Below are 11,275 nucleotides of genomic sequence, written 5' to 3' on the forward strand. Positions count from 1 at the left end.
GACTGCGCGCCCTGGGGCGCTTGTTCGACGTCATCGGCGATCATCTGCCGTTTGAGACTCCGATCAACTCCGCGGCGATGCAGTACTACACCCAGATGCCGCCCGCAGATGACACCCCTGCCGAACGCGACCTCGGCATCACGCAACGGGACGCGGCGCAGACGCTCGCCGAGACGATCGACGGGCTGCAGGAGGTTGGCCGCATTTAGGTCCGCCCTACCGGATTCGGCTTAAACCTCGCGGTTGACTGCGGTAGATTGCTCGCTGCCATGCTCACGGCCAAGGGGGAATTCATGGGCAATCGAAATCGGCTCCGTTTCGCTGCTGCTGGCTTCCTCTCGACTGCTCTGATGTCCATCGGACCGGCGCTGGCCCGGGCCGACGACGGGTCGATCATCATCGACTTCGTCCGGCACGCGGAGTCGATCGACAACAAAGCCGGCATCATCGACACGACCCCGCCCGGAACACCACTCGACACGACTGGCGAAGGTCAGGCAAGCGCCATCGCTACCACAATCCAGAACGAGTTCGGGACCAACTTCGGCGGGCTCTTCGACTCGCAGGAGCTCAGGACGGCGGAGACCGCGGCGCCGTTGGCTCAAGAGCTGGCGGCTAGCGGACATGCCACCACGCTCGACACCTTGGCCGGGCTCAACGAGATTCCCGCCGGCGCCTTCGAAGGGCACCCGACCACCAGCCTCGAAGGCATCCTGTACCTACTGGGCCCACTCTCCTGGGCGATGGGCGCTGTGTTGGTCCCGGATATCGGCGATCCCAGCGTCAACGGCGTGACGTTCGACGAAAGCTTCAGTGGCGCCGTACAACACATTTACGACACCACCGCGAGCGCGACCGGCACCCCGACCGACGTCGCGTTCTCCAGCGAAGGCGCGATCGCCGTCTGGACGCTGATGAACGTCAACAACCCCGATTTCTCCGTCCTCCTGCAGGAAGTGGAAAAGACCGGCGGTTTCCTACCCACCACGGGCCAAGTCGTCGTCGAAGGCCAGCCCGGAGACTGGACGTTGGTCAGCTACGACGGGACGCCGGTACCGCAGGATCCGGGGCTGGCAACCGACCTGTTCGTCGACTTCCGCAGCCTGATCGAGGCGCCGCAATTCGCCGACTACCACATCTACGAGGCTCTGCTGACCGGTAATTCGGCGACGATCGATGCCGCGCTTCAGACCGGCCTCACCCAAGTCGACACGGCGCTGGCTCAGTTCCCCGTCGCGGTGTTCGACGATATCGTCACGGCCCTGGGCGGTACCGTCTAAGCCAATCTTGTTGATGGCGGACGAATTCCGCATCCACGACACGCCCGTGTCCCGGGACGTAGATGGCATCGGGCCCGCCAATCGCAAGAAGACGGTCGAGCGTGTCCGGCCACGCCGTCACATCGGAATCGGCGTCGATGGCCGGGTCGCCGGATTCCTCGATGAGATCACCGGCGAAGACCACGGTCCGCTCGCCGGCGGCACCGGGCACCGAGACGACGAGATCCGCGTCGGTGTGGCCGCCCCCCGGCCGTGCGATGGCCACCTCGCGGTTCCCCAGGTCCAGAACTGCGTCGTCGACGGCGTGTTGGGGCGCCCGCAGTGCGGCGATCGCGTGGTCGATCTCAGTGGCGTCGGCCCCGTAACTCAGTGCATCGTCGCGGAGCCGAGCAATATCGGATGTGAGGTAGTCCAAAACTTCCGGTGCACAGAATATTTGAGCATCTGCGAATCCCCCGGAGCCCAACACATGATCGAAGTGCTTGTGGGTCAACACCACATGGGTCACGCTGCGCCCGGCAATCAGGCGCACGTCGTCATAGATCGCGCGCGCTTCGGTGAGCGTGGTACCTGTGTCGACCAGCAACACTCCGGTACTGCCCTGCACCAGGCCGACAGTGACGTCGAGAAATGCCAGCCGGCAGCGATGCACGCTGTCGGTCAACGACTCCCAGTCGAAGTGCACAGGCAGTCAGAGCAGGCCTGGGGATCAGGCCCCGTAGACCGGGACCGGCGGCCGCGACTTGCCCAACAGGTCGGCGACGACGGGTCCCAACTCGGCGGGATCCCAACGAGCGCCCTTGTCGATCTGCGGGCCGTGCGCCCAGCCCTCGGCGACGCGAATCTTGCCGCCCTCGACCTCGAACACCTTGCCGGTGATGTCACGAGATTCGTTGCTGCCCAGCCACACCACCAGTGGCGAGATGTTCTCCGGCGCCATCGCGTCGAAGTCGTCGTCCTGGGTGGCCATCATGTCCGCGAACACGGTCTCGGTCATCCGGGTCCGGGCCGACGGCGCGATCGCATTGACCGTGACCCCGTAGCGGCCCATTTCGGCGGCGGCGACCAGCGTCATCGCCGCGATACCCGCCTTGGCGGCGCTGTAGTTACCCTGGCCGACACTGCCCTGCAGGCCCGCGCCGGAACTGGTGTTAATGATCCGCGCGTCAACGGTTTTGCCCTCTTTGCTCAGCCCGCGCCAGTACGACGACGCGTGCCGCATGGCCGCGAAGTGACCCTTGAGGTGTACGGCGATGACGGCGTCGAACTCCTCTTCGCTGGTGTTGGCCATCATCCGGTCGCGCACGATGCCGGCGTTGTTCACCAGCACGTCCAGGCCACCGAAACTGTCGACGGCGGTCTGGACCAGAGCGGCGGCCTGATCCCAGTCCGCGATGTTGGAGCCGTTGGCGACGGCTTCGCCGCCGGCAGCGGTGATCTCGTCGACGACGCTCTGGGCCGCGCTGCCACCACTTGCGGGGGATCCGTCCAGGCCCACACCGATGTCGTTGACCACGACGCGCGCGCCTTCGGCGGCGAAGGCCAAGGCGTGCGCGCGCCCGATACCGCCGCCCGCTCCGGTGACGATGACGACGCGGCCGTCGACTACACCCATACCCGTGACTCCTCTACTTGATCGCGCTTGCGTTCGTGGTGGCCAGATAATGCGGCGGTTCGCCGCCGCCGTGCACCTCCAACGAGGCACCGCTGATGTAGGCCGCCGCGTCCGAGGCCAGAAACGCTGCGGCCCAACCGACATCGGCGGGTGTGGCGAGACGCGCGAGCGGCACGTTCTTCGAAATCGCGGCGATCGATTCGGCATCGCCGTAGAACAGCTCCGATTGCTCGGTCTCGACCATGCCGACCACGCAGGCGTTCACCCGCACCTTTGGGCCCCACTCCACCGCCAGCGTCTGGGTGAGGTTTTCCAGGCCCGCCTTGGCCGCCCCGTAGGCGCCGGTGCCCGGTGACGGCCGTCGGCCGCTGAGGCTGCAGATGTTGACGATCGACCCGCCACTCGGCTGGTTCTGCATCGTCTCGTTGGCGTGCTGGGAAACCGACAGTGCACCAAGCAGATTGAGCTCGATGATTTTGCGGTTGAACTTCGCGCTGGACTCCGCCGTCAAAACGAAGGGCGAGCCTCCGGCGTTGTTGACGATGGCGTCGAGGTGGCCGTGCCGGTCCACGATGGCGTCGACCATCGCCTTGACCGCGTCGTCGTCGCGGATGTCGCAGGGGTGGAATTCGTAGGGCAGGCCTTCAACCGCTCGCCGAGCACAGGTGACTACGGTGGCACCCTGCTGGGCGAAAACGCCGCTGATCCCGGCACCTACCCCTCGAACGCCGCCGGTCACCAGCACAACCCGGCCGCTGAGCCCGAAGCTGAACGCGGGGCCTCCATCGGCATGGGTCACTGTGCTAGCGTACCAAGCAAGTGCTTGCTTAGGTAATCGTCCCCCAAGGAAGTGGTCGAGGATCTCGATGACTATTACGTCGCGCACCGTCGAACCGGGGATAGTCGCCGTCACCGTCGACTTTCCCCCTGTCAACGCCATCCCGTCACGCGGCTGGTTCGAACTCGGCGAGGTGCTGACCGCCGCCGGCAATGACCAGACCACCCACGCGGTGATCCTGCGGGCCGAGGGCCGTGGGTTCAACGCCGGGGTCGACATCAAGGAGATGCAGCGCACCGAGGGCTTCACCGCGCTCATCGATGCCAACCGCGGCTGCTTCGCCGCCTTCCGCGCGGTCTACGAGTGCGCGGTCCCGGTGATCGCCGCAGTCAACGGTTTCTGCGTCGGAGGCGGCATCGGCCTGGTGGGCAACGCCGACGTCATCGTGGCCTCCGAGGATGCGACGTTCGGGCTGCCGGAGGTCGAGCGCGGCGCGCTGGGCGCAGCGACCCACCTGTCCCGATTGGTGCCGCAGCACCTGATGCGGCGACTGTTCTTCACCGCGGCCACTGTCGATGCCGCCACCCTGCACCACTTCGGTTCGGTGCACGAGGTGGTGCCGCGCGAGGAACTCGACGAAGCCGCCCTGCGGGTGGCGCGCGACATCGCAGCAAAGGACACCCGCGTCATCCGCGCGGCCAAGGAAGCGCTGAACCTGATCGACGTGCAGCGGGTCAACTCCAGTTACCGTATGGAGCAAGGCTTTACCTTCGAGCTCAACCTGGCCGGGGTGGCCGACGAGCACCGCGACGCGTTCGCCGGTACCGCGAAGGGCAAAAAAGAGTGAGCGACAAACGAACCACGCTCGACGACGCCGTCGCGCAACTGCGCAGCGGCATGACGATCGGTATCGGCGGTTGGGGATCGCGGCGCAAGCCCATGGCGTTTGTGCGGGCCATGCTTCGCACCGACGTCACAAATCTGACCGTAGTGACCTACGGCGGACCGGATTTGGGGCTGCTCTGTTCGGCCGGCAAGGTCAAACGGGTTTACTACGGGTTCGTCTCGCTGGACTCGCCGCCGTTCTACGACCCGTGGTTTGCCAAGGCCCGCAGCGGCGGAACACTTGAGGCACGCGAAATGGACGAGGGCATGCTGCGATGCGGATTGCAGGCAGCGGCGCAGCGGTTGCCGTTCCTGCCGATTCGCGCCGGGTTGGGCAGTTCGGTTCTGGACTTCTGGGAAGGCGAACTGCGAACAGTGACCAGCCCCTACCCGGCGCCGGACGGCGGACACGAGACTCTGCTCGCGATGCCTGCGCTGAACCTCGACGCCGCGTTCGTCCATCTCAACCTCGGCGACGAACGGGGCAACGCCGCCTACACCGGCATTGACCCCTACTTCGACGACCTCTTCTTGATGGCCGCCGAGCGGCGCTACCTTTCGGTAGACCGCCTCGTCTCGACCGAAGAACTGGTCAAAGCCGTTCCGCCGCAAGCATTGCTGGTGAACCGGATGATGGTCGACGGGGTCGTGGAGGCGGCCGGTGGCGCGCACTTCACCACCGCGGCACCGGATTACGGCCGCGACGAGAAATTCCAACGGCACTACGCCGAGGCCGCGGCAACCGACGAGGGCTGGCAGACGTTCGTGCAGACCTATCTGTCCGGCGGTGAAGCCGAATACCAGGCGGCCGTGCGTAAGTTCGCAGAGGAGGCGTCGTCGTGACCGACACCGCGAGCACCCGCGCCGAAGTGTGCGCAGCCGCCTGCGCCGACTTGTTCCGCGACGCAGGCGAGATCATGGTCAGCCCAATGACGAACATGGCGTCGGTCGGCGCGCGGCTGGCCCGGCTGACGTTCTCCCCCGACATCCTGCTGACCGATGGCGAGGCGCAACTGCTGGCCGACACCCCGGCACTCGGCAAGACCGGACCCGTCGAAGGCTGGATGCCCTTCGGCCGGGTGTTCGAGACGCTGGCCTGGGGACGCCGGCACGTGGTGATGGGCGCCAATCAGGTTGACCGCCATGGCAATCAGAACATCTCCGCGTTCGGGCCGTTGCAGCAGCCGAAACGACAGATGTTCGGTGTCCGCGGCGCACCGGGGAACGCCATCAACCACGCGACGAGCTACTGGGTGGGCAGCCACTCCAAGCGAGTGTTCTGCGAGACCGTCGACGTGGTCTGTGGTGTCGGCTGGGACAACGTGGACACCGACAACCCGGCCTTCCGGTTCGCCAACACATATCGGGTGGTGTCCAACCTTGGCGTGTTCGACTTCGGTGGGCCGGACCGCACGATGCGGGTGCTGTCGCTGCACCCAGGCGTCTCGGCCGACGAGGTCCGCGAGAACACCTCGTTCGACGTGCACGGCCTCGACGGTGCGGACGAGTCCAGGCTCCCGACCGACGACGAGTTGCGGCTGATCCGCGAGGTCATCGACCCTAAAGCATGGCGCGACCGAGAGATACGTTGATGAAACTGCGCACGCCACTGACCGAGCTGATCGGCGTCGAGCACCCGGTGGTGCAAACCGGAATGGGCTGGGTGGCCGGCGCGCGTCTTGTGGCGGCGACTTCGAATGCGGGCGGACTGGGTATTCTGGCCTCGGCCACCATGACGCTCGACGAACTAGCCGCCGCGATCGGGAAGGTCAAAACGGCCACCGACAAACCGTTCGGTGTCAACATTCGCGCCGACGCCGGAGATGCCGGCGACCGGGTGGATCTGATGATTCGCGAAGGCGTCAAGGTCGCATCATTCGCGTTGGCGCCCAAACAGGAGTTGATCAGCAAGCTCAAAGACGCGGGCTCAGTCGTCATTCCGTCGGTCGGCCTGGCCAAGCACGCCCGCAAAGTGGCCTCCTGGGGCGCCGACGCGGTGATCGTCCAGGGCGGCGAAGGCGGCGGGCACACCGGGCCGATCGCCACGACCCTGCTGTTGCCCTCGGTTCTTGATGCGGTCAGCATTCCGGTGATCGCGGCGGGTGGCTTCTTCGATGGCCGCGGGCTCGCGGCGGCGTTGTCATACGGCGCCGCCGGCGTGGCGATGGGCACCCGGTTCCTGCTCACCTCGGATTCCACCGTGCCCGACGCGGTCAAGCAGCGTTATCTGCAGTCCGCGCTCGACGGCACCGTCGTCACCACGCGAGTCGACGGCATGCCGCACCGCGTGCTACGCACCGGCCTCGTCGAGAAGCTGGAAAGCGGTTCTCGAGCAAGGGGTTTCACCGCTGCCATCGGCAACGCCGCGAAGTTCAAGAAGATGTCACGGATGACATGGGCCTCGATGATTCGCGACGGCCTGGCGATGCGGCACGGCAAGGACCTGTCCTGGTCGCAGGTGTTGATGGCCGCCAACACGCCGATGTTGCTCAAAGCCGGCCTGGTTGAGGGCAACACCGACGCGGGCGTGCTGGCCTCTGGGCAAGTTGCCGGCATCGTTGACGACCTACCGTCGTGCGCAGAGCTGATCGAGTCGATCGTCGCCGAGGCGGTCAAGCACTTGCAGGCCGCGTCGGCGCTAGTCCAGGACTAACAGGTCTCTGGTCGTCAGGACTCCACGACCATCAGCGTGTGCCCGGTCGGGTCGCGGAACCAGAACATCGGTGGAACCGGCTCACCCATCCGCGCCACCTGCGCGTCGACGTCGACGCCGAGTTCCCTCATCGCCGCATGGGTGGCGTCAATGTCGCTGGTGGTCAACGTGATACCGGTGTTGGTCGGCTGCACTGGCCCGCCGTCAGGTGGGGGTGGAGCAAGCGCGATGCCGGTCGTGCCCTCGGGTGGGTATACCTCGATCCATCGGTACTCGCCACCGAACGGCTGGTCGGTTCGCTTCTCGAACCCGAGGGACTCGTAGAACGCGACCGCTTTGTCCTGCTCGGGTGTCGGCACGCACACCAGGCTCATCGTGGTCAGGCCGGTCGTCGTTTTGGTCATCTTGCTCCTTCGGGTTGGTTGATTTCTGCGGTATCAGCGCCGTACGCGCGCGCTATGTCTTGCGATCCGGCCCAGCGGCTGTAGGTGGGTGACCGCGGCCAGCCCTCTGGAGAGTCCTGCCACTCCTCCTGACGGCCGTAGGGCAGTAGATCGATCAACGCGAACGAGTGACTCAGCTGCTCGGTTCCGCGGCCGTTGGTGTGCCAGGTGCGGTACACCTGATTCCCGTCGCGCAGAAAGACATTCACCGCGAATCCGCCGCCGGGTGGGGCGCCGACATCGGTGCCGAACGAGCTGTTCGCGGTGGAGTACCAGGTCATCTTGTTGCCCACTCGCCGCTGGTAGGCGAGTGCTTCGTCGATGGGTCCTTGGGTGACGATCACGAACCGGGCGTCGTAGTTGTCCAGAAACTCCAGCCTGGTGAACTGAGAAGTGAAGCCGGTGCACCCCGGGCACTGCCACTCTTCATCGGGAAACCACATGTGGTTGTACACGATCAGCTGCGACTTCCCGTCGAAGATCTCGGCCAGACACGCGGGTCCGTTCTCGCCCTCCAGAACGTAGTCCGGCATCGCGACCATCGGCAGCCGTCGTCGCTGCGCCGCGATGGCGTCAAGCTCACGGGTGGCCGCTTTCTCCCGAACACGCAGGGCTTCCAGTTCGCGCAGCCAGACTTGCTCGTCCACTACGGGCGGCAATCCTGCGGTTGTCACAACGATCCCCTCCGATGTCCATGTTCACGCTGTCAACATGCTAATGTTCACACCGTACACTTCGGCGTCGAGGGGGGTCAAGAGTTGGCTACCTTGAAGACCGGCTACCACCACGGAGACCTGCGCACGGCGTTGATCGACGCCGGACTGGCCCTCACCCGGACCGGCGGGCCGGAAGCGCTCACCATCCGGGAAGCGACTCGGCGGGCGGGGGTTTCACCCAACGCCGCCTATCGTCACTTCGCCGATCGTGAAGCCCTGCTCGGCGCGGTTGCCAGCGCAATCCAACATCGGATGGCGGCACGGATGGCGCGCTCGTCGCACCGGCGAGGCGCGGCGGATCAACTGCGCGCGGTCGGGATGGGCTACATCAAATTTGCACTCGACGAGCCAGGATGGTTCGCGGTGGCATTTTTCGGAGCAGTCGACCCCGATGAAACTGCCGGTGCTCCACCGTATCTGGCGTTGGTCGATGCCCTCGACGGGATGGTGGCCGCAGGGGTACTCGCCCCCGAACGACGCGATGGCGCGGAATGGCCGTGCTGGTCTGCGGTGCACGGGTTCGCCGAACTCGTCTTGGACGGACCGCTGCGCTACGCCGGCCGCCGCGATGTCGAGGCGTTGGCGCGGCGCACAGTCGATGACATCGTCGCCGGGGTCGTGCGTTGACGCGTTCAGCCGCCGAGCGTGCAACCTGCTACGCGACCCGCCGATCTGGCGTCGCATCGTTCACGCTCGCCGTCATGAGCGCCATCCAGCTGTTTGCATTGCAGCGACGACACGGGAGATGAAAGTCTCCTGCCGGTATTTGAGTAATTCACTGCTGACCCTGACGATCACCCAACCCAAGTCGAGCAAGGCCGAATACCGATCTATGTCACGATCGCGCTGCTCAGCGTTTGTCCAATGTTGCGGCCCGTCGTATTCGATGCCGACCCGCAAGTCGTCGTAACCCATGTCGATGCGGGCCACGAATTCGCCGTAGTCGTCACGCACCACGATCTGCGTTCGCGGAGCCGGAATTCCCGCATCGACCAAGGCGAGCCGTGTCCTGGTCTCCTGAGGAGATTCTGCGCCGCCGTCGACCAGCGGCAGAACCCGCCGGAGCCTCACGACGCCGCGCGCGCCGAAGTGTCGAGGCATGATCGCCTCGACATCGACATCTTTGACATCCGTCGCATGCACCAAGGCATCAAGCTGCTGTATCGCCCGCAGCCGACTGCGCACTCGCCGACCGATGTCGAATACCGTTCGGGCGGGGCTGGTTACGACGATCCCGCCGACCTCCCAAACCTCGTCGGCGAGCAGCGTCTCACTGTGGACAGCTATGCCAGCGGGCGGATGGCGGTTGGCATAGATCAACTCAGCGTTGAGCGTTGCGTCCACCCAGTTGGCGCCGAGCAGCGCAGCGGCCGAGTGCCCGGAAACGACTGCCTTCCGTCGTGACCACAGCCACGCCGCCTCCGCACGCTGGACCGCCGTCAAGTCGATGCCGCCTGGCACGTACACGCCGGGATAGACCGGGTCGTAGAGCGCGCGCATTGCCCGTTCCGGCAGCGCCTTCGCAGCCAGCGCTTCAGAGCTAAGAAATGGCCAGCCCAATTCCTTCATGCGCCGATGCTGCCAACGAGCACCGACAAGCCCTCGACTGTGAATCTCGCGACGCGACTCTCCGATGAGGCGTCGTGTGGTGCACGCTCGGCCTCCGCCGGACTACAACCGTTCGATGATCGTGACGTTTGCGGTGCCGCCGCCTTCGCACATGGTCTGCAGGCCGTACCGGCCGCCGATGCGCTCCAGTTCGTTGAGCATGGTGGTGAAAAGCTTTGCACCGGTTGCACCTAACGGGTGGCCAAGTGCGATCGCACCCCCGTTGGGGTTGACCTTCTCCGGGTCGGCCTTGATCTCCTTGAGCCAGGCCAATACGACCGGCGCGAATGCCTCGTTGATCTCGACGGTGTCGATGTCGCCGATGGACAGGCCGGTCTTTTCCAGCGCGTAACGGGTGGCCGGGATCGGGCCGGTCAGCATGAACACCGGGTCGGCAGCGCGGGCGCTGATGTGATGAATACGCGCCCGCGGCGTGAGCTTGTGGTCCTTGACCGCCTGCTCGGACGCCAGCAGCACCGCGCTGGCACCGTCAGAAATCTGACTGGCCATCGCGGCGGTCAGGCGGCCTCCCTCGACCAACGGCTTCAGGCCGGCCATCTTCTCCAGCGACGACTCGCGCGGCCCCTCGTCGACGCGGAACACACCGTGTTCGGTTTCCACGGCGATGATCTCGTTGTCGAAGTGTCCGCCGCGGATCGCACCGAAGGCGCGCTCGTGGCTGGTCAGCGCGTACTGCTCCATCTCCTCGCGAGACAGGTTCCACTTCTCGGCGATCAACTCAGAGCCACGGAATTGCGAGATTTCCTGATCGCCGTATCGGTGCAGCCACTGCTTGGACTCATTGGTCGGCGAGGTGAAGCCGAACTGCTCGCCGACGGTCATCGCCGACGAGATCGGGATCTGGCTCATGTTCTGCACGCCGCCGGCCACGATCACGTCTGCGGTGCCCGCCATAATCGCTTGCGCGCCAAAGGAAATAGCCTGCTGGCTGGAACCGCACTGCCGGTCGACGGTAACGCCGGGAACCTCTTCGGGGTAACCGGCGGCCAGCCACGAGAGCCGGGCGATGTTGCCGGCCTGTGCTCCGATGGCGTCGACGCAGCCGGCGATCACGTCGTCGACGGCGGCCGGGTCGACGTCGACCCGGTCCAGCAGTCCGCGCCATCCCAGGGCACCCAAGTCGACCGGGTGTATCCCGGCCAACCCACCGCCGCGCTTGCCAACCGCGGTACGCACAGCATCGATGACGTACGCCTCCGGCATGTTCAGACTCCTTCTTTCTGGATCCCGCCCAGAACGATGGCGAGATATTTTTGACCCACCTGCACAGCGGTGA

13 protein-coding genes and 1 pseudogene are annotated in these 11,275 nt (G+C 65.5%); 7 read left to right on the top strand and 7 right to left on the bottom strand.

Translation table 11 applies throughout. The features are described 5' to 3' along the window. Both VGH54_RS01580 and VGH54_RS01585 read left to right on the top strand, forming a co-directional pair. Positions 1-209: pseudogene (locus tag VGH54_RS01580) on the top strand (oxidoreductase); the annotation flags it as partial. 141 nt (positions 210-350) lie between these two features. Next, positions 351-1,280, top strand: coding sequence for a phosphoglycerate mutase family protein (locus VGH54_RS01585; RefSeq protein WP_331510180.1), 930 nt, complete (start codon positions 351-353; stop codon positions 1,278-1,280). Here VGH54_RS01585 and VGH54_RS01590 read toward each other — a convergent pair. The 3 genes from VGH54_RS01590 to VGH54_RS01600 are packed head-to-tail and all read right to left on the bottom strand — an operon-like array spanning position 1,255 to position 3,694. After that, positions 1,255-1,965: an MBL fold metallo-hydrolase gene (locus tag VGH54_RS01590; RefSeq protein ID WP_331510181.1), complete on the bottom strand. Its 711-nt coding sequence runs from the start codon at positions 1,963-1,965 to the stop codon at positions 1,255-1,257. The two genes, VGH54_RS01585 and VGH54_RS01590, sit on opposite strands and share 26 nt — an antisense overlap. A 24-nt stretch (positions 1,966-1,989) precedes the next feature. After that, a complete protein-coding gene (locus tag VGH54_RS01595; RefSeq protein WP_331510182.1) occupies positions 1,990-2,895 on the bottom strand; it encodes an SDR family oxidoreductase in 906 nt (301 codons plus the stop codon). A 13-nt stretch (positions 2,896-2,908) separates the two neighbouring features. Beyond that, the gene (locus VGH54_RS01600; protein ID WP_331510183.1) at positions 2,909-3,694 is read right to left on the bottom strand and encodes an SDR family oxidoreductase; all 786 of its coding nucleotides are present in this window, start codon (positions 3,692-3,694) and stop codon (positions 2,909-2,911) included. 67 nt (positions 3,695-3,761) lie between these two features. On the opposite strand from VGH54_RS01600, the gene echA20 reads away from it, so the two are divergent. The 4 genes from echA20 to ipdC are packed head-to-tail and all read left to right on the top strand — an operon-like array spanning position 3,762 to position 7,211. Beyond that, entirely contained in the window at positions 3,762-4,520 is a 759-nt protein-coding gene (gene echA20, locus VGH54_RS01605; RefSeq protein ID WP_331510184.1) for a (7aS)-7a-methyl-1,5-dioxo-2,3,5,6,7,7a-hexahydro-1H-indene-carboxyl-CoA hydrolase, read from the top strand. Continuing rightward, a complete protein-coding gene (gene ipdA, locus VGH54_RS01610; RefSeq protein ID WP_331510185.1) occupies positions 4,517-5,401 on the top strand; it encodes a cholesterol ring-cleaving hydrolase subunit IpdA in 885 nt (294 codons plus the stop codon). The genes echA20 and ipdA overlap by 4 nt, the downstream gene beginning before the upstream one ends. Continuing rightward, the gene (gene ipdB, locus VGH54_RS01615; RefSeq protein WP_331510186.1) at positions 5,398-6,150 is read left to right on the top strand and encodes a cholesterol ring-cleaving hydrolase subunit IpdB; all 753 of its coding nucleotides are present in this window, start codon (positions 5,398-5,400) and stop codon (positions 6,148-6,150) included. The genes ipdA and ipdB overlap by 4 nt, the downstream gene beginning before the upstream one ends. After that, entirely contained in the window at positions 6,150-7,211 is a 1,062-nt protein-coding gene (gene ipdC / locus VGH54_RS01620; RefSeq protein ID WP_331510187.1) for a (3aS,4S,5R,7aS)-5-hydroxy-7a-methyl-1-oxo-octahydro-1H-indene-4-carboxyl-CoA dehydrogenase, read from the top strand. The genes ipdB and ipdC overlap by 1 nt, the downstream gene beginning before the upstream one ends. Positions 7,212-7,225: 14 nt before the next feature. On the opposite strand, the gene VGH54_RS01625 is transcribed toward ipdC, so the two are convergent. Both VGH54_RS01625 and VGH54_RS01630 read right to left on the bottom strand, forming a co-directional pair. Beyond that, on the bottom strand, positions 7,226-7,615 hold the full coding sequence (locus tag VGH54_RS01625) for a VOC family protein (RefSeq protein WP_331510188.1): 390 nt from the start codon (positions 7,613-7,615) through the stop codon (positions 7,226-7,228). Then, positions 7,612-8,328, bottom strand: coding sequence for a DUF899 domain-containing protein (locus tag VGH54_RS01630; RefSeq protein ID WP_331510189.1), 717 nt, complete (start codon positions 8,326-8,328; stop codon positions 7,612-7,614). Before VGH54_RS01630 ends, VGH54_RS01625 begins: the two co-directional genes overlap by 4 nt. 84 nt (positions 8,329-8,412) lie before the next feature. Between VGH54_RS01630 and VGH54_RS01635 the strand changes: the two genes are divergently transcribed. Then, positions 8,413-8,997 (top strand): TetR/AcrR family transcriptional regulator, encoded by a 585-nt coding sequence (locus tag VGH54_RS01635; RefSeq protein ID WP_331510190.1) that lies wholly within the window; start codon positions 8,413-8,415, stop codon positions 8,995-8,997. Positions 8,998-9,069: 72 nt separating this feature from the next. Here the strand turns inward: VGH54_RS01635 and VGH54_RS01640 are convergent, their stop codons facing one another. Next, complete coding sequence (locus VGH54_RS01640; RefSeq protein WP_331510191.1) at positions 9,070-9,939, bottom strand: hypothetical protein; 870 nt, start codon at positions 9,937-9,939, stop codon at positions 9,070-9,072. Between the two features lie 102 nt (positions 9,940-10,041). Beyond that, positions 10,042-11,202 carry a steroid 3-ketoacyl-CoA thiolase FadA6 gene (gene fadA6 / locus VGH54_RS01645; RefSeq protein WP_331510192.1) on the bottom strand — a complete coding sequence of 387 codons (1,161 nt, stop codon included), beginning with the start codon at positions 11,200-11,202 and terminating at the stop codon, positions 10,042-10,044. Positions 11,203-11,275: the final 73 nt, after the last annotated feature.

The sequence above is a fragment of the Mycobacterium sp. genome, from assembly GCF_036488105.1.
In the GTDB taxonomy this organism is placed as follows: Bacteria; Actinomycetota; Actinomycetes; order Mycobacteriales; family Mycobacteriaceae; genus Mycobacterium.

Coding starts and splice junctions, on each gene's coding strand:
- VGH54_RS01585 (WP_331510180.1), top strand. CDS start 351: ATGTCCATCGGACCGGCGCTGGCCCGGGCCGACGACGGGTCGATCATC.
- VGH54_RS01595 (WP_331510182.1), bottom strand. CDS start 2,895: ATGGGTGTAGTCGACGGCCGCGTCGTCATCGTCACCGGAGCGGGCGGC.
- echA20 (WP_331510184.1), top strand. CDS start 3,762: ATGACTATTACGTCGCGCACCGTCGAACCGGGGATAGTCGCCGTCACC.
- ipdC (WP_331510187.1), top strand. CDS start 6,150: ATGAAACTGCGCACGCCACTGACCGAGCTGATCGGCGTCGAGCACCCG.
- VGH54_RS01625 (WP_331510188.1), bottom strand. CDS start 7,615: ATGACCAAAACGACGACCGGCCTGACCACGATGAGCCTGGTGTGCGTG.
- VGH54_RS01640 (WP_331510191.1), bottom strand. CDS start 9,939: ATGAAGGAATTGGGCTGGCCATTTCTTAGCTCTGAAGCGCTGGCTGCG.
- fadA6 (WP_331510192.1), bottom strand. CDS start 11,202: ATGCCGGAGGCGTACGTCATCGATGCTGTGCGTACCGCGGTTGGCAAG.